Annotated in this window: 24 protein-coding genes and 1 pseudogene; 24 read left to right on the top strand and 1 reads right to left on the bottom strand. The window is 38.5% G+C overall.

The window, feature by feature from the left end:
* The first annotated feature begins 6 nt into the window (after positions 1-6).
* Both NCY57_RS02120 and NCY57_RS02115 read left to right on the top strand, forming a co-directional pair.
* Positions 7-1,578: a type I restriction-modification system subunit M gene (locus NCY57_RS02120; protein ID WP_015530029.1), complete on the top strand. Its 1,572-nt coding sequence runs from the start codon at positions 7-9 to the stop codon at positions 1,576-1,578.
* Complete coding sequence (locus NCY57_RS02115; RefSeq protein ID WP_250789436.1) at positions 1,562-2,086, top strand: restriction endonuclease subunit S; 525 nt, start codon at positions 1,562-1,564, stop codon at positions 2,084-2,086. Before NCY57_RS02120 ends, NCY57_RS02115 begins: the two co-directional genes overlap by 17 nt.
* Here NCY57_RS02115 and NCY57_RS02110 read toward each other — a convergent pair.
* Positions 2,075-2,620 (bottom strand): restriction endonuclease subunit S, encoded by a 546-nt coding sequence (locus tag NCY57_RS02110; RefSeq protein ID WP_195993844.1) that lies wholly within the window; start codon positions 2,618-2,620, stop codon positions 2,075-2,077. The genes NCY57_RS02115 and NCY57_RS02110 overlap by 12 nt on opposite strands.
* Before the next feature lie 163 nt (positions 2,621-2,783).
* Here NCY57_RS02110 and xerA point away from each other — a divergent pair, with 163 nt between their 5' ends.
* The 22 genes and pseudogenes from xerA to NCY57_RS02000 all read left to right on the top strand — a co-directional run bounded on the left by xerA (position 2,784) and on the right by NCY57_RS02000 (position 22,856).
* The gene (gene xerA, locus NCY57_RS02105) at positions 2,784-3,767 is read left to right on the top strand and encodes a site-specific tyrosine recombinase/integron integrase (protein WP_117819739.1); all 984 of its coding nucleotides are present in this window, start codon (positions 2,784-2,786) and stop codon (positions 3,765-3,767) included.
* Between the two features lie 10 nt (positions 3,768-3,777).
* The gene (locus NCY57_RS02100; RefSeq protein WP_250789435.1) at positions 3,778-4,905 is read left to right on the top strand and encodes a restriction endonuclease subunit S; all 1,128 of its coding nucleotides are present in this window, start codon (positions 3,778-3,780) and stop codon (positions 4,903-4,905) included.
* Positions 4,906-4,946: 41 nt separating this feature from the next.
* Positions 4,947-6,458 carry a DUF3800 domain-containing protein gene (locus tag NCY57_RS02095; protein WP_117819737.1) on the top strand — a complete coding sequence of 504 codons (1,512 nt, stop codon included), beginning with the start codon at positions 4,947-4,949 and terminating at the stop codon, positions 6,456-6,458.
* Between the two features lie 30 nt (positions 6,459-6,488).
* Positions 6,489-9,629, top strand: coding sequence for a type I restriction endonuclease subunit R (locus NCY57_RS02090; protein ID WP_250789434.1), 3,141 nt, complete (start codon positions 6,489-6,491; stop codon positions 9,627-9,629).
* Positions 9,630-10,565, top strand: coding sequence for an Mrr restriction system protein (locus tag NCY57_RS02085; RefSeq protein ID WP_015530035.1), 936 nt, complete (start codon positions 9,630-9,632; stop codon positions 10,563-10,565).
* A gap of 53 nt (positions 10,566-10,618) precedes the next feature.
* A complete protein-coding gene (locus NCY57_RS02080) occupies positions 10,619-12,145 on the top strand; it encodes a Y-family DNA polymerase (protein ID WP_015530036.1) in 1,527 nt (508 codons plus the stop codon).
* A 26-nt stretch (positions 12,146-12,171) separates the two neighbouring features.
* Entirely contained in the window at positions 12,172-12,642 is a 471-nt protein-coding gene (locus NCY57_RS02075; protein WP_250789433.1) for a hypothetical protein, read from the top strand.
* Positions 12,643-12,679: 37 nt separating this feature from the next.
* Complete coding sequence (locus NCY57_RS02070) at positions 12,680-12,958, top strand: hypothetical protein (RefSeq protein ID WP_005342358.1); 279 nt, start codon at positions 12,680-12,682, stop codon at positions 12,956-12,958.
* A gap of 62 nt (positions 12,959-13,020) precedes the next feature.
* Positions 13,021-13,440 (top strand): nuclear transport factor 2 family protein, encoded by a 420-nt coding sequence (locus tag NCY57_RS02065; protein ID WP_003864537.1) that lies wholly within the window; start codon positions 13,021-13,023, stop codon positions 13,438-13,440.
* Between the two features lie 47 nt (positions 13,441-13,487).
* Positions 13,488-13,916, top strand: a complete 429-nt coding sequence (locus tag NCY57_RS02060; protein WP_250789432.1) for a hypothetical protein — start codon at positions 13,488-13,490, stop codon at positions 13,914-13,916.
* A 20-nt stretch (positions 13,917-13,936) separates the two neighbouring features.
* A complete protein-coding gene (locus NCY57_RS02055; protein WP_035402043.1) occupies positions 13,937-14,938 on the top strand; it encodes a helix-turn-helix transcriptional regulator in 1,002 nt (333 codons plus the stop codon).
* 240 nt (positions 14,939-15,178) lie between these two features.
* Complete coding sequence (locus NCY57_RS02050; protein WP_055215141.1) at positions 15,179-15,946, top strand: zinc ribbon domain-containing protein; 768 nt, start codon at positions 15,179-15,181, stop codon at positions 15,944-15,946.
* Between the two features lie 212 nt (positions 15,947-16,158).
* On the top strand, positions 16,159-16,734 hold the full coding sequence (lexA, locus tag NCY57_RS02045) for a transcriptional repressor LexA (protein WP_227402223.1): 576 nt from the start codon (positions 16,159-16,161) through the stop codon (positions 16,732-16,734).
* 130 nt (positions 16,735-16,864) lie between these two features.
* Positions 16,865-17,590: an ImmA/IrrE family metallo-endopeptidase gene (locus tag NCY57_RS02040; protein ID WP_008789352.1), complete on the top strand. Its 726-nt coding sequence runs from the start codon at positions 16,865-16,867 to the stop codon at positions 17,588-17,590.
* A 555-nt stretch (positions 17,591-18,145) separates the two neighbouring features.
* Positions 18,146-18,733, top strand: coding sequence for a sigma-70 family RNA polymerase sigma factor (locus NCY57_RS02035; RefSeq protein WP_250789431.1), 588 nt, complete (start codon positions 18,146-18,148; stop codon positions 18,731-18,733).
* 105 nt (positions 18,734-18,838) lie between these two features.
* A complete protein-coding gene (locus tag NCY57_RS02030) occupies positions 18,839-19,405 on the top strand; it encodes a type II toxin-antitoxin system PemK/MazF family toxin (RefSeq protein WP_015530049.1) in 567 nt (188 codons plus the stop codon).
* Positions 19,392-19,598 carry an excisionase gene (locus NCY57_RS02025; protein WP_002594704.1) on the top strand — a complete coding sequence of 69 codons (207 nt, stop codon included), beginning with the start codon at positions 19,392-19,394 and terminating at the stop codon, positions 19,596-19,598. The genes NCY57_RS02030 and NCY57_RS02025 overlap by 14 nt, the downstream gene beginning before the upstream one ends.
* 99 nt (positions 19,599-19,697) lie before the next feature.
* Entirely contained in the window at positions 19,698-19,925 is a 228-nt protein-coding gene (locus NCY57_RS02020; RefSeq protein ID WP_002594705.1) for an excisionase, read from the top strand.
* Positions 19,891-20,172 carry an excisionase gene (locus tag NCY57_RS02015; protein ID WP_023920548.1) on the top strand — a complete coding sequence of 94 codons (282 nt, stop codon included), beginning with the start codon at positions 19,891-19,893 and terminating at the stop codon, positions 20,170-20,172. The genes NCY57_RS02020 and NCY57_RS02015 overlap by 35 nt, the downstream gene beginning before the upstream one ends.
* Positions 20,173-20,181: 9 nt before the next feature.
* Positions 20,182-21,411: a tyrosine-type recombinase/integrase gene (locus NCY57_RS02010; RefSeq protein ID WP_215689177.1), complete on the top strand. Its 1,230-nt coding sequence runs from the start codon at positions 20,182-20,184 to the stop codon at positions 21,409-21,411.
* Between the two features lie 322 nt (positions 21,412-21,733).
* A pseudogene (locus NCY57_RS02005) lies at positions 21,734-22,204 on the top strand (lysine--tRNA ligase); the annotation flags it as partial.
* Positions 22,205-22,427: 223 nt separating this feature from the next.
* Entirely contained in the window at positions 22,428-22,856 is a 429-nt protein-coding gene (locus NCY57_RS02000; protein WP_173739833.1) for a hypothetical protein, read from the top strand.
* Positions 22,857-22,961 lie beyond the last annotated feature (105 nt).

The following is a 22,961-nucleotide window of genomic DNA, read 5'->3' as shown; positions in this document are numbered from 1 at the left end:
TTATAGATGGCAAGGGCTGCTAAACCAAAGAAAGAAATATCAATGGAAGAAGCACTTTGGAAAAGTGCTGATAAACTGAGAGGTTCTGTTGAGCCTGCGGAGTATAAGCACGTTGTTCTGAGTTTATTCTTCCTTAAATTTGCCAGTGACAAGTTTGAGGAATGCCGTAATAAGATTATTGCTACACACGGCGAAAAGTATGCGGATATGAAACCGTTTTATACTCAGGAAAATGTATTCTATCTTCCTGAAGAAAGCCGTTGGAAGTACATTATTGAAAATGCAAAGCAGGACGATATTGCCCTGAAGATAGATACAGCACTTTATACGATTGAAAAGAACAACCCGGCACTGAAAGGTGCTTTGCCGGATAACTATTACTCCCGCTTACATATTGATACGGCAAAGTTGGCTTCTTTGCTTGATGAAATCAATCGTATCAATACAGATGATAAAGAGAACGACATTATAGGTCGTGTATATGAGTATTTCCTTAGTAAGTTTGCTCTTGCAGAAGGAAAAGGTAAAGGAGAGTTCTACACACCAAAGTGTATTGTAAATCTGATTGCCGAAATGCTTGAGCCTTACGATGGAATACTTTATGACCCTTGTTGCGGTTCGGGCGGCATGTTTGTGCAGTCCATCAAGTTCGTAGAAGCACATAGCGGTAATAAAAAGAAAGTGTCTATTTACGGTCAGGAATACACAAATACCACTTTCAAACTGGCAAAAATGAACTTAGCTATCCGTGGTATTTCTGCAAATCTTGGAGAGATGGCAGCCAATACATTTACCAACGACCAACACAAAGACCTTAAAGCAGATTTCATTATGGCAAACCCACCTTTCAATCAGAAGCAGTGGAGAGCCGAGAATGAGCTTGTAGACGACCCTCGTTGGAATGGATATGAAGTTCCACCAACAAGCAACGCAAACTATGGTTGGATACTGAATATTGTTTCTAAACTTTCACGAAACGGTGTGGCAGGTTTCCTGCTTGCCAATGGTGCATTATCTGATGATGGTACAGAGCTGAAAATCAGGCAGCAGCTTATAGAAAATCACTTGGTAGAAGCGATTATTATTCTTCCAAGAAACCTTTTCTACACCACTGACATCAGCGTTACCCTTTGGGTACTCAATAAGAATAAAAAGGCTCGTGTTGTGGAGCAGAACGGAAAGCTCAAACGCTATCGTGACCGAGAAGATGAAATACTCTTTATGGATTTACGACAGATGGGCAGTCCTTATGAGAAGAAGTACATTGAATTGACAGAGGAAGATAGAGCCAAAGTTACAAGTGTATATCATAACTGGCAGCAGGAAGGCTATGAGGAAACTTATGAGAATGTGCCGGAGTTTTGCTATTCTGCTTCTTTTGAAGAAGTAAAAGAAAAAGGATTTACTCTTGTACCAAGCAGATATATTGAGTTTGTCAACCGTGATGAGAACATCGACTTTGATACAAAAATGAAGTCATTGCAGGGAGAACTCAAAGAACTTCTTGTTCAAGAGGAAAAATCCAAATCAGATTTGCTTGCTGTATTTAAGGAGTTGGGATATGAAATCGAATTATGATATTTTAGGAAACCATATCCGACTGATTGATACTCGGAACAGAGAAAGCATAACAGACAGAGTTTTGGGAATTAACATAGACAAGTTCTTTATGCCGTCGGTTGCAAATGTCATTGGTACGGATTTGAGTAAATATAAACTGATAACAAAAGGAAAGTTTGCGTGTAATCCAATGCATGTTGGTCGTGATGAACGACTTCCGGTTGCATTGTATGATGAAGAAAAACCTGCTATTGTTTCTCCGGCATATTTTATGTTTGAGGTAATAGATAACAGCATTTTGAAAGAAGATTATCTGATGATGTGGTTTCGCAGACCGGAGTTTGACCGAATTTGTTGGTTACATACTGACGGGAGCGTTCGTGGTGGGATTACTTGGGATGATATATGCAGACTAGAATTGCCTATTCCGCCTATTGAAAACCAGCTTGAAATAGTGAACAGTTATAAGGCAATTACGGAGAGAATTGCTTTAAAGCAGAAGATAAATGATAATTTAGCAGCTTGAAATGGTTGCTGCTATGACCTCTTGTAGTTGCTTCAGCTTCTGAATTTCATAGGTGTTATCTTTCATTTGCTCAAGAACAAGTGAGGCTACCTTATCAAATGCTTCAAGATTTTCACAAGATGGGCGGCAAAGTGGAAATGAAGCTAATTCCTCTCCTGAAACTCGTTGGCGTCCACTTGAGCCATTCATAAATTGCAATGCGAAAGTGACAAATTTTGCATTTCTGATTAGAAAATAATAGAAGCTTGATGGCATATTGCCCTTAGATGCAAAAACGATATATTCAGTTGAACCAAATGCAACCTCATTATCTTCAAGAATATTTATGTATGCAGCTTTACCATTTTCAAGACAAGGAGTAATTCGTGCAATAAGTGTATCGCCGTTAATAAAACGAACTCCACCATTATAAGGCTTAATAAAATCGCCTGTTGGAATACAGCCATTTGTTGGAAGCGTTGCCATTTCAAAATAACGAGCTTCGACACCTTTAGCAAGAGGTCGAACAGGATTGACAAGGGCAATATCAGCCAAAGTGCAATTAGGTTCTGACTCATCAAAAAACAGGCTGTCAAAATATGCTTGAGCGGTCGCTTCTAAATTATCATTTACAATAGAACTCCCATCAGTGGCGGGAGTTAAAACAAGGGACTGCCACTGGTAGTCGTTCTCTTAAAAAAGAAAAGGAGAATTGACTATGAAACAGAACCTAATCACTGATGTTATTCAAGGAATGTTACCTTATCTGAATAACGCACAGACAGAAAGATTGCAAGAGGTGTTGCAGCATACACTTTTTGATTATGAGGTAACAAAGACAGAAAAGGATAAGGAACTTTCAGAACAGAATTTAGTAGAGTCTTTCCTATCGGCAAAGCGTATTGAGGGCTGTTCTGAAAAAACCTTGAAATACTATAATGCAACGATACAATCAATGCTTGATAGCATAGGAAAAGGTATCAAATACATTGTAACTGATGATATTCGTTGTTATTTGACAGAGTATCAAGCTAAGAAAAAATCAAGTAAAGTTACGATAGATAATATAAGACGAATACTTTCCAGTTTTTTCTCTTGGCTTGAGGACGAGGATTATATTTTGAAAAGTCCGGTCAGGCGAATACATAAGGTTAAGACCGGAACGAACATTAAAGAAACTTACTCAGATGAAGCCCTTGAATTGATGAGGGATAATTGCACGGAACTCAGGGACTTGGCAATGATTGATATGCTTGCTTCAACGGGTATGCGTGTTGGGGAAATGGTGTTACTAAATCGTGAGGATATAGACTTTAACGAAAGAGAATGCGTTGTTTTCGGCAAAGGCGATAAGGAACGAATAGTATATTTTGATGCAAGAACAAAAATACACTTGCAGAATTACTTAAACAGCCGAAAGGACGATAATCCGGCACTTTTTGTATCATTACAATCTCCGTATAATCGAATGAATATCGGAGGTATTGAAGTGAGATTACGACAGCTTGGAAAACGATTGGGACTAAATAAGGTACACCCTCATAAATTCAGGCGAACGCTTGCGACAATGGCAATAGACAAAGGAATGCCAATAGAGCAGCTTCAGCAGCTTTTAGGGCATAGAAGAATAGATACGACATTGCAATATGCAATGGTTAAGCAGAGTAATGTGAAAATTGCTCATAGAAAATACATTGGTTAAGGTGGTAAGAATGAAAGAAGGATACAGATTTCTTGGGGAGTATATACGACAGGTAGATATTCGCAACAAGGAAGGAAAAAAAGAAAATCTCTTAGGTGTTTCTGTACAAAAGCAGTTTATTCAGTCTATTGCAAACACTGTTGGGACAGATTTTACAAAATACAAGGTAGTTAAAAAGGGACAATTCACATATATACCAGATACCTCTCGTAGAGGAGATAAAATCGCTATTGCATTGCTTGAGGATTATGAAGAAGGGCTTGTAAGTAATGTTTATACAGTATTTGAGGTAATAGATACAGAGAAACTTTTACCGGAATATTTAATGTTGTGGTTTAGCCGCCCTGAATTTGATAGATATGCTCGTTTTAAATCGCACGGCAGTGTACGTGAAGTAATGGATTGGGAGGAAATGTGTAAGGTAGAGCTTCCAGTGCCAGATATTGAAAAGCAGAGAAAAATTGTGAAAGCCTATAAGACAATAACCGATAGAATAGCTTTGAAACAGAAGATAAATGATAATTTAGAAGCCACTTTGGGAACTCTGTATAAGGAATACTTTTCTTTTGATAAAGGTTCTGAACTACCATCCGGCTGGCAGATAGCTCCTTTTTCCAAAATAGCTACCGTGGTAATGGGGCAGTCACCTGAAGGAGATGACTGTAACAACGATGGAATAGGAGAACCATTATTAAATGGACCAACCGAGTTTGGTTTTTATTCGCCTACCCCTGCTCAATGGACAACAAACGGGAAAAAATACTGTGACAATGGAGATATTTTATTCTGCGTTCGTGGTTCAACAACCGGAAGAATGAATTGGGCAAACCAACGCTATGTAATTGGCAGAGGATTAGCCGCAATTCGTCATATATCCGATACTAATTTGAACTGGTTCATTAAGGCAATCATTGATAATAGCTTGCAGGAAATCCTTTCTGCTGCTACTGGCTCTACATTCCCTAACGTCGGAAAAGACTTACTTAATAACTTTCAGATTGTCGTTCCTGATACATCGACTTTAGAGAAGTTTGGAGAGAAGGGATACGCTATTTCCCAACTAATTTCTCAAAACGCAAAGGAGATTGACCATCTTTTAGTATTACAGAGAATGCTTTTATCACAATTAGCAATCTAAGCCGTTAAATTATCATTTAACCGAAAGGAGATGGAACAGTTATGGATACATATAAATTTTATTACGATGAGTCAGAACACAGTAGAAAAATCAACTATAATACCGTAACTGCTCCAAATTATTACGATAATTTTGTTACGGTTGTAGTTGGTTGGTCGAAAGAAAAGGAAAAAGAAGTTTTCAAAAAATATGAGGAATTTGAAAATAAATATGCTGACCGTAAAGATAGAAACGGAGAATTAAAAAGCACAACCTTGAAGCAAAAGAAGTTTGAATGTGGATTTGCTTCGCTTGATAAAACCAACACACAGTTTATAATGGACTTCTTATCCATTTTTGATGAAAGTACCAAGTTGTATTTTTCTGTTGCAAGTAAGATAGAATATTTGGTTTTGCAACTTTTTATAGGTTATCAGAACAACTTCATTATAGATGCAGATGCAGTTAAGTATTCTATTACAAAGGCTCTTGTTGCATATCGTCCGCAGAATGTTATCAAAAGTATTTATGATAATCCGGAAGAATTTGTAGAGGAATTGAAAAGATTTTTTAGAGAACGAATTGAATGTAACCGTTCAAATATGAGTCTGAAAGAACAGGAGAATGAAGCCTTTGAAAATATACTGTATATTTTGGACGACATTTCGGCTATTCCGGAACTGCAATGGGATTATCGTATGCCATTTAGTGGTTTTGCGAAATACTTACGGGAAGAACAGATTAAGAATTATGCTTTAATTTTAGATAAAGAGGGAGAGCAGAACGAAGCCAGTAGAACAATACAGGCTGCGTGTGAAATGGGGCTGTCTAATGTAACAGAGGAAAATTCAAAAGATAGTTGTGGCTTGCGTATGGCGGATATGATGGCGGGTATCATTTCAAAGCTGTTAAAAGCCTTGTGTGATGAATTGCACTATCATTCCATTGCAGAGGGAACGGAGAAGAAACTGTTAAGCACAAAATGGTTTCAGCTTAATGAAGCTCAACTGAACCTATACAAAAAATTATATAAGATAATTTGCAAATGGGATAATGCTTGGTATAAGTCGTATGCAGGAATTTATTCCGATGATTTGGTATGTTTTATAGGACTACTTGGTTATATGGCTCATTTTGAAAATGCAGAACAGCTTGTCAATGAAGAACTTGAAATGCAGGGCGAATATTTTAATGGATATGTTTGTCAGCAGTTATCTGATTATTTTAACCGCAGGCGAAGTAAATTACCGATAGACCTTATTGATAAAGGTGATGAGGAGTATTTTCTAAACCGTCGTGGAGCGAAAGTTTATTTTGATATTACGAAGCAACCTATTCTTCAAATTGCTGAAGGCAGTCAAATGGAAATGGTTTTATCTGTCGGAATGGATAAATCAGGTATTCCGTTGATTACGATTTCAAATGATGGCAATCCAATTTGTTATCGTTTGCCGGAAGAATTGAGCGATTGGGCATTGATGGCTGTTGGAATGGCAAATATGGGAGAGAATTTATTCCCGTCACAAGTTGTATTTACCAAAAAGAAGAACAGATATTTTGCTGATATTTTATAAAACACAGAGCGTATAAAAGGAGTGAACGCAATGGCAAATTTTAATGAACACGCATTGGAAATGTCAATAATGGAGTTGTTCAAAGACGAGGGATACACCTATGTCAGTGGCGACCAGATACACAGAGAAAGGACAGAGGTTCTGCTTACGGACGACCTGAAGCAATACCTCTATAATCGCTATGCGAAAGACGGTATCACACCGAGTGAGGTGGATAGTGTCATTCTAATGCTGCGTAATATTTCCGGTACGATTTATGAAGCAAATAAGGCTGTATTTAAGTTGCTCTGCGATGGCTTTATTCTTAACCGTGAGGATAGAACGCAGAAAGACCTTTATATTGAACTTATTGATTTCGACACTCCCGAAAACAATATTTTCAAAGCGGTTAATCAGTTTGAAATTGAAGGCGTAAATAATCAGTTGCGTATTCCTGATGGCATTGTGTTTGTAAATGGTATTCCTGTCGTTGTTCTTGAATTTAAGAGTGCGGTACAAGAAAATACAACCATAATGGACGCATATAAGCAGCTTACAATCCGTTACCGTAGAGATATTCCGGAGATTTTCAAATATAATGCGTTTGTTGTTATCAGTGACGGAGCAAATAATAAATACGGTTCTTTCTTCAGCCCGTATGATTTCTTCTATGCGTGGAGGAAGATAAATTCAGACGATAAAGAACTGGACGGTATCAATTCTCTTGTAACAATGATAAAGGGACTTTTCCGAAAAGACCGTTTGCTTGAAGTTATCAAAGATTTTATTTATTTTCCGGATAACACAGATAAAGATTTGAAGATAGTGTGCCGCTATCCACAGTTCTTTGCGGCAAATAAATTGTATGAGAATATCAAGGCTCATCTTCGCCCTGAAGGAGATGGTAAAGGTGGTACATACTTCGGAGCGACAGGGTGTGGCAAGAGTTATACAATGCTGTTCCTTACCCGTATGTTGATGAAAAGCAAATACTTTTCTTCCCCGACTATTCTCATTATTACAGACAGAACAGACCTTGACGACCAGCTTTCCAAGCAGTTTGTCGGTTCAAAGAAATATATCGGAGATGAAACCGTTGTAAGCATTGAGTCCCGTGAGAAACTTCGTGAGGAGCTGCAGGGACGAGAAAGTGGCGGTGTTTATCTGACTACCATTCAGAAATTTACAGAGGATTTGCAACTTCTTACGGACAGAACAAATGTTATTTGTATTTCTGATGAAGCACACAGAAGCCAAATCAATCTCGACCAAAAGGTTAAGATTACAGAGTCCGGTGTTCAGAAAACCTATGGATTTGCCAAGTATCTGCACGATTCTTTGCCAAATGCAACTTATGTAGGATTTACCGGAACTCCGGTTGATGGAACAATCGAAGTTTTTGGTGGTGTTGTAGACGCATATACAATGACGGAAGCTGTTAAGGACGGTATTACAGTTAATCTTGTTTACGATGGTCGTGCAGCTAAGGTTATGCTCAATCAGGACAAGGTAAGACAGATTGAAGAATACTATGCTCAGTGTGAACTTGAGGGAGCAAATGAACATCAAGTAGAAGAAAGTCAGAAAGCAGTTGCCAAAATGGAAGTTATTATTGGCGACCCTGACAGACTTCGTGCTGTTGCGGAGGACTTTATCAAACATTATGAAACCCGTGTGGCAGAAGGTGCAACCGTAGCAGGCAAAGCAATGTTTGTATGTTCCAACCGAAACATAGCATACGATTTCTATAAGATAGTAAAGGAACTCAGACCGGAATGGACAGAAAAGAAAATTTGTGATGACGGTGTTGTTCTGAGCGAAAAAGATAAAAAAGAGTTGAAGCCAATGGAAAAAATCAAGTTGGTTATGACTCGTAATAAAGATGATGAAAAAGACCTCTTTGATATGCTTGGCACAAAAGAGGATAGGAAAGAATTTGACCGTCAGTTCAAGAACCCGAAATCAAACTTTAAGATTGCCATTGTTGTAGATATGTGGCTGACTGGTTTTGATGTGCCGGAACTTGATACGATTTATATTGATAAGCCTATTCAGCAGCATACCCTTATTCAGACGATTTCCCGTGTAAATCGTGTATGCGAGGGCAAGGATAAAGGCTTGATTGTTGATTATATAGGTATTAAGAAAAATATGAATACCGCCCTCAAGAAATATACGAATTTTGAGAGCGAAGAATTTGAAGGTGTTGAGCAGTCTATCACGATTGTAAAAGACCAGTTAGAAGTTCTTGGTCAAATGTTCCATAACTTTAACAGCAGTGATTTCTTTAACGGTTCGCCTACCGAACAGCTTGCCTGCCTGAACCGTGCGGTTGAGTATGTGCAGTTGTCTGAAGAACTGGAAAGAAGATTTATGGCAGCAGTCAAGAGAATGAAACAGGCATTTAACCTTTGTAGTTCAAGTGAGAAATTCTCTGATGAAGATAAGGATTATATCCATTTTTATTGTGCAGTCCGTTCTATTCTGTTTAAGTTGACAAAGGGCGACGCACCGGATATTGAGCAGATGAACGCTCGTGTCCGCAAAATGCTTGAGGGTGCAATTCAGTCTGATGGCATTGAGGAATTATTTGAAACCGGAAAGCATATATCGGTGGACATTTTCAGCGATGAGTATATGGATAAGATAAATGCTATTCAGTTGCCGAATACGAAAATCAAGATACTTCAAAGACTTCTTTCTCAGGCGATTGACGAGTTTAAGAAAGTCAATAAGATTATGGGTGTGGAATTTGCAGACAGACTCAAGAAAGTTGTTGATGAGTATAATAACCGTCGTCGTGATGAAGCGTATGCCAACGAAGTCCTTGATGATGTTGCGGAGCAGCTTGCACAGTTGTTGTCTGAACTGAAAACAGAAAAGAACTCCTTCAAGAATATGGGTATAGATTATGAAGAAAAAGCTTTCTATGATATTTTGAAAGCAGTTTCCAAGAAGTTTGAGTTTGAATATCCGGACGATAAAATGATTGAACTATCCAAGAGGATAAAGTTGATTGTTGATGATAAGTCACGCTATACCGATTGGTCTGCCCGTGATGATATTAAGGCAAACTTGCAAGTGGATTTGATATTGCTGCTTGATGAGTTCGGCTATCCGCCAGTAACCATTGATGATGTTTACAAGGAAGTTCTTGAGCAGGCAGAGAATTTCAAGAAGTATGCACAGTAAATGAGAGGTGTAAATGTAAATATGTTTTATGACGATTTAAATACAGAAGAACAAGTATCATACCTTATTAAACCAATCCTTCAAGTCCTTCAGGAAGCAGGTGGACAGTTAGAGCGTTCTGAAATTAGAGACAGAATTAGTGAGTTAGATGAGCATATTGCTGAATTTGAACAGAAACTATATACATCTAATAAAACAGGAAATCAGTACAAAAAATTTGATTTTAAGTTTAATTTTGCTATTAAAGAGCTTAGTTATGTCGGACTCATATCTTATGTGAAATTCAATCCAAAGATTACACTTACTCAAGATGGAGCAAATGTAGATTTAACAGATTTTGATGTTAAGACAGAAGTAAGGGATAAGGCTCGAAGCTATTGGGAGGAACATTCGACTAAGAACAAATCGAAAAACAAGCCAGTAGAAACACTGGAGGTTGAAGACGAGGAGAATGAATCCACAGATGACGAATTGTTAGATGATTTCAAGGTAAAACTTCAGAGTGCAATCGCTAATATGTCTCCAGCAAAGTTTGAACAATTTTCACGAGCACTTCTTACAAAGATGGGAGTGGAGTTTACCAACAAAGGCGTTCAGGTGTCAAATGATGGTGGCATTGATGGTTATGGATATCACGTAGATGCCGATGATTTTAGAACAACCAGAGTGGTTATTCAGTGTAAAAGATTTAATTCAAATCCAGTGAGTGAGCCGGATATCAATCAATTTCTTGGGGCGATGAACAAATATCAAGCCGATTATGGAGTATTTATTACTAATAGCCGATTTACCAATAAGGCAAGAGAGGCTGCGAGAGAAGGTACGCCGATAACACTGATTGACGGAAATGATTTAATCAGACTGGTTATTAAATATGAATTGTATATAACACCAGTCACAACATATGTATTGGATGGTTTTTATACCGAGGATTGACACTAACGATAGCATAATTTACTCAAAGGATTTTTAAAAGGGGGCATAGAATGATGGCAAAGCAAAAGACCTATATCGCAATCGACCTTAAATCATTCTATGCTTCTGTGGAGTGTAAAGAACGAAATCGTGACCCATTGACAACAAATCTTGTGGTTGCAGATAAGAGCAGGACAGAGAAAACCATCTGCCTTGCGGTATCTCCGTCATTAAAAAGTTATGGGATACCCGGCAGACCACGCTTGTTTGAAGTCGTGCAAAAGGTAAAAGAAGCTAATAATACCCGAAGGTGGAAAGCACTAAATCGTACATTTACTGGTTCGTCTGATGACAGTACAGAATTAAATGCGAATCCGGCATTGGAGATTGATTATATCGTTGCACCACCTCGTATGGCATACTATCTGGAATATAGTACCAAGATTTACAGTGTTTACTTGAAATACATTGCTCCGGAAGATATTTTCCCGTACTCGATTGATGAAGTATTCATAGATGCAACCAATTATCTGAATACCTATCAGATGACTGCAAGGGAACTTGCCATGACGATGATACAGGATGTTTTGAAAACAACAGGAATTACGGCAACAGCCGGAATCGGCACGAATATGTACTTGTGTAAGATTGCAATGGATATCGTGGCAAAGCATATTGAGCCGGACAAGGACGGTGTGCGAATTGCCGAATTGGATGAAATGTCTTACCGCAGACAGCTATGGAATCATAGACCGCTTACAGATTTCTGGAGAGTTGGTAAAGGCTATGCAAAGAAACTGGAAGAACATGGACTTTTTACTATGGGAGATATTGCAAGGTGTTCCATCGGAAAGTCGAATGAACTGTATAACGAAGAACTGCTCTACAAGCTGTTTGGAATCAATGCGGAATTGCTAATTGACCATGCTTGGGGATATGAACCTTGTACGATGGAGCAGGTCAAAGCCTATAAGCCGGAAACCAATAGTGTATGTTCAGGACAGGTACTTCACTGCCCGTATGATTACGAAAAGGCAAAGTTGATTGTAAAAGAAATGACCGACCAAATGGTGCTTGATTTGGTGGATAAAGGACTTGTAACTGACCAGCTTGTGTTGACAATCGGCTATGATATTGAGAATTTAAGTAATCCGAACCTAAAATATCAATACAAAGGCGAGGTTACGATTGACCGATATGGACGCAAAGTTCCAAAGCACGCACACGGAACAGCGAATCTTGAGAAAAAGACTTCCTCTACTCGATTGATTACCAACGCCGTGATGGACTTGTATGACAGGATAGTTGACGAGCATTTGCTTGTACGCAGAATAACAATCACAGCGAATAAACTTGTTGATGAAAAATCCGTCAAGCAGGAAGATGAATACCAGCAACTCGACCTCTTTACCGATTACGAAGCACAGAGGAAGAAGCAGGCGGAGGAAGAAGAAAAATTAGAACGGGAAAGGCGTATGCAAGAAGCAATGCTGAGTATCAAAAAGAAGTTTGGCAAGAATGCTGTGTTGAAGGGAATGAACCTTGAAGAAGGTGCAACCGCCAAAGACCGAAACGAGCAAATCGGCGGTCATAAGGCTTAAATAAACTGAAATTTGAGGAATAAAATATGGGCATATTAGAAATAGTTTTTAATTCAAGAAAATTTGATTTGAATGCTGATGTTCTGATGGGATTTGATAATTACTTTGATAAAAAAAGTAAGGATTATAATAGTTTTTGTTTAGACGAAGAAGATATTAATCCTTTACAAAACTTTGTAGCACAGATTAAGTCTGCTGACTCAGATAGTGTAATTTATGTATCTACTTATGGCTATGAAATCACAAATAGTAAAGGAGAAAAATCAACATACGCCGATGCTCTTTGGATTGACACAGTTTTACCTATTTCCCAAATAGAGAGATATATTGAAAAAAGTGGTGTTGCTGAACCAAGTAATATTTCTTTTGTTGGAGATAGTGATGAATGTGGAAACTATAAAGTATGGATTATAGCTCAGGAAGAGAATAATCCTCATATTATAGAGCTGACTGACCGCAAGAAGATAGACCATATGATAATATTATATTGGGATTGATAAGTTATAAAATTCAAGTTTGAAAGGAGTGTTAAATATGAAATTCCCATTTTATGATGCACCAAATACAGCTACAATAACCTGTTGCCACATATTAGAGAATGGAGAACCTATTTTGTATGTATCACATGATGAAGATGATGGAATGTGGCAATTTCTATGTGGAAAAGCACATGAAACAGACGAAGCAAAGTTAGTATCCTTAAAATCAGTATTCGACTTAGATAATTCTGTTGGTATTCTAAAGGATATGCCTTGCGGTTACTATGCTGAAAGAAAAGCTCAAGATGATGAATGGAGTGTTAGAAAACGGTAACTATCAGCTCGGTCAATTCAAGTTTGGAGAATTGAGAAAATCGGAAGTTATGGAGGTACTTTATGAACGAGAGAGAAAAAATTATCCGATTATGGTTTGATATGTGGATTAAGAAAGCAGATTTAGGAATTGACAATATTTTTACAGATGATGTTGTATATACTGAGAGTTGGAGTCCTAAATATGAAAACCGCAAAACGGTAAAGCACTGGTTTGACGAATGGAATACACGCGGAAGTGTTCTTGTCTGGGAGATTAAGCAATTTTTTCATCAAGGCAATCAAACAATCGTGGAGTGGTATTTTAAAAGCAAAATGAATAATGGAAATGTTGAAGAATTTGACGGAATATCTTTAATTGTATGGACACAGGATAACAAAATAAAATCATTAAAAGAGTTTGGTTGCAATCTTCATAATTACAATCCATATCGAGATAGTGATATTCCCGTATTTCGAGAAGAAAAAGCAAATTGGTTTTGAGAGGACTATAAATTCAAGTTTGTCGAGCAAAGGAGGTGCTGTAACAGATGGATGAACATTCCTATGACGATATAATCAATCTGCCGAATCCGACATCGAAGAACCATCCTCGTATGTCACTTCACGACAGAGCAGCACAGTTTGCACCTTTTGCGGCACTTACAGGACACGATGCAGCCATTAAAGAGACTGCAAGGCTAACAGATGAACGGTTAGAGTTAAGCGATGAAGTCATTATGAAATTAAATGACCAATTAAATATGATTAGAGATAATATCGGCACAGAACAGGAAATATCAATAACTTATTTCGTGCCTGATAATAAAAAATCCGGAGGAGCATATCTCACGCATTCCGGCATAGTGAAAAAGATTGATGAATTTGAACGCAAACTGATTATGCAGGATGAAACAGTAATTCCGACTGAACAAATCAGCGTGATACAGGGAGAAATGTTCAAAGGACTATATGAGTAATAGCTTGGAAAGGGCAAACAATGGAAACAAAGCCGAGAATATTATACTTAAAGAAAATATTAGAGGAACGAACGGACGAGGAACATCCGCTTTCGACGACGCAGCTAATCAATATATTGAATGATGAATACGGAATATCTGCACATAGAACGACGGTCACAAAAGATATTGCTGCACTTCAGGAGTTTGGAATGGATATTGTTACTATCCATTCTACTCAGAGCAAATATTTTGTAGCCAGCCGTAAGTTTGAATTGCCGGAACTGAAACTGCTGATAGATGCAGTGGAGTCATCGAAGTTCATTACAAAGAAGAAAAGCGAAACTCTGATTGAGAAGATACATACGATGACCAGTCCGGGGCAGGTGGCAAAGCTGAAGCGTAATAACTATGTGGTCAATCGCATTAAGCCGGATAATGAGCAGATATATTACATTATTGACGCTATAAACGACGCCATCAATGCAGGCAAGCAGATTTCTTTTCAGTATTATGATTATACTGGATTAAAGAAAAAGGTTCTGAAGAACAAGGGCGAAGTGTATAAGCTCAGTCCGTATAAACTTCTCTGGTGTGGGGACTATTATTATGTTCTCGGATATTCTGAGAAGAAAAGTAAGGTTATCAATTTCAGAGTAGACCGTATTGCTTCAAAACCTGAGATATTGGATAAGGACATTATTCCTATGCCTGATGATTTTGATATTGAAAATTACACAAAGGAAGTTTTCTTTATGTTCTCAGGCGAGAAAGTTCTTGTGGATTTACGGTGTGATAACAGTCTGATGAAAACAATGGTTGACCGTTTCGGAGAAGATGTGACAACCCTTGCGTATGATATGACGTCTTTCAGGGTACAGACCGAAGTATCAGCCAGCCCTACCTTTTTCGGTTGGGTGTTTGGCTTTAATGGAAAAGTACAGATACTTGCACCGGAAAGTGTGAAAGAACAGTACAAACAGATGATTGCACAAGCCGATGAGGGTATGCAGGAAAAAGGAAACAAAGAACAGGAAATGTAACACTCCAAAGCATACGATGTCAAGAAACGGCAGAATCTTCCCACAAAGCTCGAAGTATGAATATGCTTAGGGCGTGGAGTTTGAAGTTTATCCGTTTGTGAATACAACCGCCCCAAACTATCATTGTGAAATTTGGTTAGCCGTGAACGAAAAAGGTGAGTAATAAGGACAGCAACTGCGAGTTGCTTGTTTGAGATAATGCGTGAGACTATAATAAAGGTGTAAGGGAGGTACTGCATAATGGATACAAAACAGGTCATACTTGAACTTCGTACTCAAAAGGGAATGTCGCAGGATGAGCTTGCAGAAAAAGTTTTTGTAAGTCGTCAGGCAGTTTCACGTTGGGAAAACGGAGAAACAGTTCCGAATACGGAAACATTGAAATTGCTGTCAAAAGTATTCGATGTTTCCATAAATACACTTTTAGGCTCACCGAGAAAGCTTATTTGTCAATGCTGCGGAATGCCGCTTGAAGATGATGATATTATCGGACACAATCACGATGGTTCTTTCAATGAGGACTATTGTAAGTGGTGTTATGCCGACGGAACATATACTTACAATGATATGGATGATTTGATTGAAGTTTGTGTTAAGAATATGGTAAGCGAGAATTTCACGGAGGAACAAGCCCGTTCTTATATGAAAGAGCTGCTTCCTACTTTGGATTACTGGAAGAAATATGATGAGCTTAGTGATAACGGTCAGTTTGAAGAATTCAAGAAAAAGTTAATCAATGAAATTAACGAATTGAATGTTGACGGAATGCCAAAGGTGGAAAAACTGAATGCCCTTGTGGGAAAGTATGTGAATCTTGAGTACCGGCTTCCGAATGGGCAAGCGGCTAAGTTTTTGAATGAGGCAAAGACATATCTGGGCAATCAGCTTGAATGTGAATACGGCGGCGATAGATGTTTCGGCGTTGTTGCAGATATGGATTTTATTCTTATTTGCACTTATGAAGAAGACGGTAAGAATCCGGAACTTGTATTGTATAAGAAAAGATGAGAATAGAGAAAAATAGTAAGCCATTGGAGTTAATGATTTCAGTGCAAGCAAAGAAATTTTGAGGTGTTAGCAATTTGCGACACCTCTTTTCTTTTGCGAAAAACCTACTTGAAAAAATTTTCGTATCAGGTATAATAAAACTATCGAAAGCAAACTGCTTCCGATAGAAAAGAAAGCGAGGTGCAGGTATGAGAAGCAAGAGTCCTGAACTTATGAGTGAGATAAAAAAGTATATCGAGGATTATTACCTGCAAAACAGACAATCCCCATCGACTACAAAGATTGCGGAAGCTGTTGGCATTGCCAGAGGTACAGCATATAAATACTTGGTAGAGATGGCTGAGAAGAATATGATTGAGTACGACGGGCAGGAGATTAGTACCAATGTGACCCGTAAGTACAGTGGCGAACAGACACAGACACCGATTGTAGGTTCTATTCCTTGTGGTAGTCCTCAGTATGAGGAAGAAAATATTGAAGAATATGTATCACTTCCTACTGCTATTTTCGGCAAAGGAGATTTCTTCATATTAAGAGCAAGCGGTCAGTCTATGATTGATGCAGGGATAGATGACGGCGACCTTGTGGTTGTCAAAAAGCAGGTAGAAGCCAACGAGGGCGATATAGTAGTTGCCCTTGTGGATAATCAGAATACATTGAAACGCTACTTCCGAGATGATGAGAATAAGAAAATCATTCTCCATCCGGAAAATAAGAAGATGAAAGACATCATTGTAGATGAGTGCTGCATTCAGGGTGTGGCTTGTCACATCATCAAAGAACTATAACAGAGGACAGACGAATGAGAACACTTGAAGGAATTCGCTATCTAATCAATTTGGATAGTGCGGAAATACAACAGAACTTTGCCGGAGGAGTTGCACCGCCGGACAAGGTGGAGTCGGAGGTGGACACAACTTGAGTATTTATATGTCAAGAGCCGAGTTGGAAGAAATCAGCGAAGGCTTGATAACAGCTTATGCTAATAAGTTTAGCAATCGAGTGATTCAATCCATCGACATAGAACATTTCATTACAGAATTTCTTATGTTACGAATTGAATACGCTTCTTTCGCAGAAGATGATGCAGGCAGGATTGGTTTTCTGGCAGATGGAGCAACACCACTGCTGGTACATCAGGACGGAAAAATTATTCCCTTTGTTTTCCCGAAAGATACCATCGTACTTGATAAATTTCTTCTTGCTGAAAAGGAGCAGGGACGTCGCAGGTTTACAATGGCACACGAAGCGTCACATCATATCTTGAGTAAGATGTATGCAATGCCGAGTGAAGGACGCTTTCATGCAGAGTATGACAGTGAGCGTAGTTATTCCAAAGAGGAACTGGCTCAGATGTTTGCGTCTGTTGAGTGGCAGGCAGATACAATGGGAGCTTCGCTTCTTATGCCGAGAAGAATTATTGAAAATGCCTTGGCGAAATATAATCAGTCAAATCCGATAAAAGTTTATGGCGATAATACCATTACTTCAAAGGATAAAGCAGTTATTCGCAGAATGGCAGCTTATATCGGAGTATCTTATACAGCCTTGGTTATCAGATTGAGAGATATGGGACTATTTGAGTATCACAATATCCTTGAGTACATTTCCAATGAGTTAAATCTGGGAGGTGTTTCACAATGAGGTTACAGACTCAGGTAGCACCTGAAATACAAAAGAGATTGCTTCTGTCAAGAGTAGAAGCAGAAAGCCTGAAAGAGCGTGATATTCTCTGCCCGACTTGTGGGTTCAGGATACAGAGAGTTTTTTCAGATGCAACCGGACATTTGAGTGTGAAGTGTCAGAAATGCAAGAATGTCCACATCTTAAATCTCGCTTACTTCCGAAGAATCCGTAGGAACGGATATGGCAGGAATTGCAGGCGATGAAGATTACAAGTAAATATTGAAACGATTTCTAATCGAGTAAGCGGAGATAAGCAATTTATTTGCTAAACTACCAAGCACCGTACGAAGCCGGATAAGTGAAGAATAGAAGTATTCTTTGCTGTCCAGATTCGACGGTGCTTTTTTGTTGCTGTTTTACTCGATTATGCTTCGTGCAGTATTAGGTCTTTTCCCTTACTTGGGAAAGGACTTTTATGTTTTATACCGTTTGGCAGTGCCAGATAGCTGAGTACCCGTAATCTCCGAATTTTGAAACTTATCAATTTTTCAAAATTCAAAGGAGATTACGGAAATGACAAACAAACTTACATTAACAGAACAAGAAGAATTATTTGCAAAGGATTGTAAACTGATAAATCTTAAATACGAATATAACGGTTATACCGGAGATGAAAAATGGGCGATTATTACGGAATTGTCTGTAAAAGAGCTTTGGGAGAAGTATCCCCTTGTTATAGAAAGATATTCTCCGTTTGTTCATCTTTCCATTGCACAGGGAGAGGTAATTGACGATGCAAACCGAAATGAGGACAAGTATGCAAAGAGAAGCAGTCGCACACTTGACTGCTATGGATATGACGATGAAATGTCCTCACAGTTCCATAAAGAACTTGCCATTATGTTTGATGACCCGTTTGAAAGAGCAGAGAAAGAAAGGCTTGAACTGGAAAGAGAAGAATTGCGTCAGTGTGAAATCAGGAAAGCAAGGATAGCACTTTCAATGTTGCAGCCACTTCAAAGGGAACGTCTTATGAAGAATGTGTGCTGCGGTCTGAGTTCCAGAGTGATTGCAAAGCAGGAGGGCGTATATTACAGCTCCGTAGATAAGTCTATTGCAGCGGCAAAGAAAAACTTTATCAAATTTTATGAAAATCTCTGATTTTGGGTGTGCATTTCAGCACCCTTTGTCCAAATGAGTGAAGGGGTTATTTCATTCCGGATACGAATGACACTTTAAAAATTTGATTCTTGTGAGGTTATGTATATGAAAGAAAAAATGATTTGTCGTGGGGATTTATTCTACTATGACTTTGGAGATAACAGTGGTTCAGTACAAAGCGGAGAGCGTCCGGTGCTTGTCGTTCAGGCAGACGATTATAACCAGAATGCTCCAACGATTATTGTTGCAGCGGTTACAAGTGTAATCAAGAAAAGATATTTGCCATCGCACATTATTCTTGGCGAGGAGTTTGGACTGAAAAAACCGTCAATGGTTCTTCTGGAGCAGATACGGACAGTCAATAGAGAGGATTTGCGTGAATACATAGGTACGGTAGATGACGATAAACTTTTCAGGCAGATAAACGCAACTTTGAAAAAGACTTTTGGACTTTGGGTTTACAAGCCGGAGGGGAAAGAAAATATTCGTTGTCTATGCCCGAAGTGCCTGAATGATTACATCCACAATCCGGACTATATTGTAAGGCGACTTGACCCATTTGCAAAGCGAAAAGACAGATGTGATAAGTGTGATGGAGATGGTTGGGATTATGTTGTTACCGACAGATATTCATCAAAGAAAGAAAAGAGGGGAAGCAATGACAGAAAATAAAATCATTATTCCTATCTGGAAGAAGTCCAATCTTACAGTAGAAGAAGCCGCAGCTTATTGTGGTATTGGCTCAAGAAAATTAAGAGAAATGTCCGACTCGGAGTTTTGCCCTTTTGTTCTTTGGAATGGAAGTAAGCGACTGATTAAAAGAAGAAAACTGGACGAATATCTTGATAATGCGTATTCGATATAGCTGATTTGTAAAATGTGCGATGGGTCGGTTCGCATAATAGGCTCATCGCCATTTTTTAATTATCATAAGGGCAGAAAAAAACAAGGAGGTGCTTCCGTAATGGCAGATACAGAAAAGATTATCCGAAAAAAATATGATGTGCCGATATGGCATAAGTCTAATTTGACGATTGATGAAGCAGTTGAATATTCTGGCATAGGCAGAGAAAGACTGAGAAAACTAACAAGCCAAGAAGAATGCCCATTTGTTCTTCATATAGGAAATCGTCGAATGATTAAGAGGAGGATTTTTGATGAATACATTGAAAAACTTACTTTCCTTGAATGATGATGAACGCTTACTTGCCGAAGTAAGAACATATCAGGAAAAACTCATAAGCAATGCTGAAGAACCGATATGGGAAAGAAAGTGGCTGACAATTGAAGAAGCCGCAGCATATTCCGGTATAGGAAGAACGAAGTTGCGTGAGTTGTCTAATCAAGCAGGTTGTCCCTTTGCAATATGGATAGGCAATAAAATTCATATTGTGAGGGAACGACTGGACAAATATATAGATAAGCAGTTTAGAATTTAGGAGGACACAATGGCGACAAAAAGAAAAGATAAATCAAGGGTTGTTCTGAAAACCGGAGAGGTTCAGAGAAAAGACGGTACTTATCAATTTAGCTGGCAGGACAGCCAGATGAAAAGAAGATTTGTTTACGCAAGAACTTTAGATGACCTGAGAGAAAAAGAAAAGCGTATTCAGAAAGATAAATGTGATGGTATTAAGACCGAAGCACGATACACAACCATTGATGAATTATTTGACCTTTGGGCAAATATGAAAAGAGGGCTGAAGAATAATACCTTTGAGAATTACAAATATATGTACAATACCTTTGTGCGACCAGTGATTGGAAGTAAAAGAATATCAACGCTGAAGAAATCAGATATTAAGAAATACTATAATTATCTTGTTGATGAAAGAAATTTGAAGCCTTCAACGATTGATAATATACATACGGTTCTTCATCAGGTTTTACAGATTGCTGTCGATGATGACTTTATCAGAAATAACCCGTCAGATAATGTGTTGAGAGAATTGAAAAAAGCACATTGTTTTCAGTCGGAAAAGCGTAGAGCGTTGACGAAACCGGAGCAGGAGCTATTTCTGAATTTCCTGAAAACCCACCCTGTATATGAACACTGGTATCCGGTCTTTGCAGTAATGATAGGAACTGGACTTCGTGTGGGGGAAGTAACTGGATTGAGATGGTGTGATATTGATATGGAAAGTGGAATGATTGATGTTAATCATACTCTTGTATATTATGACCACAGAACTGAGGGAAGTAAAAGCGGCTGTTATTTCAATGTAAATACAACGAAGACTCCGGCGAGTATGAGGCAGGTTCCAATGCTCGGTTTTGTGAGAGAAGCATTTGAACAGGAGAAACAGAAGCAGGAAGATTTAGGACTTCATTGCGAGGTCACGATTGACGGATATACAGATTTTATTTTCATCAATCGTTTTGGTCAGGCACAGCACCAAGCCACACTCAACAAAGCAATCCGAAGAATCATCCGTGATTGCAATGATGAGCAGTTTTTGCACAGTGATGAACCTGATGTGTTACTTCCTCATTTTAGCTGCCACTCGCTTAGACATACATTTACAACAAGAATGTGTGAAGCTGGAGTAAATATAAAGGTCATTCAAGACGCACTCGGACATTCAGATATTTCAACTACACTGAACATCTATGCTGATGTTACAAAAGAAATGAAAGCGGCAGAGTTCAAAGGATTGGATAGCTACTTCAAAGGATAATATTGGACTTCACATACAGAAAGAGAACATACAGAGTGTTGTGTGTTCTTTTTTCTTGTTCTGAAGCAGGAAAAGATAAGGCAGCGTTACTTTGATGTGGATTGACATTGTAAATAAGAGAAGTTATAATTTCTTGTATATGAATATGCTCTTGCATATACTACTATCGCCCTACATCATTTACATCATATTTTACATCATTTGCCCGCAAAGTGACTCAAAGTAGAGCAAAAATATGAAGTATGGGGGATAATTGGAATATGGAGAATTTAATAGTATTAACACCAGCTTGGTCGAGTATGAAAGAACCACAAAAAGGGTCCCGACAATGAAGTCCCTGGACGCTGATAAGAAAGCTTCCAAGACTTCCGAAGCAGCTCCGGCAGCTGCAGAAGTGAAAGCTGAGCCTGAAAAGATTGATTTTTCTAAGGTAAAGATTGAGCCTTTGTTTGAGGAAGCAGTTGATTTTGACACATTCAGCAAGTCAGATTTTCGTGCAGTAAAGGTTAAAGAGTGTGTTGCAGTACCGAAGTCAAAGAAACTGTTACAGTTTACGCTTGATGACGGAACAGGCACAGACAGAACCATTTTAAGCGGTATTCATAGCTTTTATGAGCCTGAAGAACTGGTTGGAAAAACTCTTATCGCTATCACAAATCTTCCACCGAGAGCTATGATGGGCATTGACTCTTGCGGTATGCTCCTCAGTGCTATTCACGAAGAAGAAGGAGAAGAAAAGCTCCATCTTCTGATGGTTGATGACCACATTCCGGCAGGTGCAAAGCTGTATTAAGATGATGTAAAGATGTACCGTTTTACCGAATAGACGGGACGTACTTCATTTGATAAAAAACTAAAAAAACAGCGATTTGCATCAAACTTATATCAATTGATGCAGAAATCGGTGCAAGCAAGAAAAAATCGCATAATTAGTGCAATGAGTGGGCAATTCCAATCGGAGTTGCCCATTTTTAAAAATGAATGGAAATGCAAATCGGAAGTTAGAGGTATTCACTATGAAAAAGATTATAACCGTAACGCTTTGCATTGTGCTGGTTCTTCTCTTTGCCGGATGCGGAAAGAACGGTGATACATCAAAAGTAGAAATTGATTATGGAGCATCTTCCATTTATTCAAAAGAAGAAATAGACTCTGCCATTGAGATTATAAAAAAGCAGTTCGCTTTGTTTGAAGGTTGTGAATTGCATAGACTTTCTTATATGACAGATGAAGAATGCAACAATGCAGATAACATTGAATGGATGAACGATTTAAGAACGGATGATAATAAAGAAGCCTTTACGCAATGTATTGCATTTGAAAGCAGTTTCTGTTCGCTGAAAAAAGGTGGCGGTACATGGGAGGCTAACGAAGAATACACTTGGTCATGGTGGCTTGCACGGAGTGAAGGCGGAGAATGGAATCTGATGACTTGGGGTTATTGATAAGAGTAGAAAATTCAAGCTTGACAAGGATGGCATTACATGAAAAAGAATATATCAAGGATTATCGGTGTGATAATGTTGATTGTAGCTATTGCAGTTTGCCAT

Origin of the sequence: Blautia sp. MB18-30, assembly GCF_023669475.1 — a bacterium.
Classification (GTDB): Bacteria; Bacillota; Clostridia; order Lachnospirales; family Lachnospiraceae; genus Blautia_A; species Blautia_A fusiformis.
Note: the sequence above shows the minus strand (reverse complement) of the source record. Positions and strands in the feature narration are given on the sequence as shown.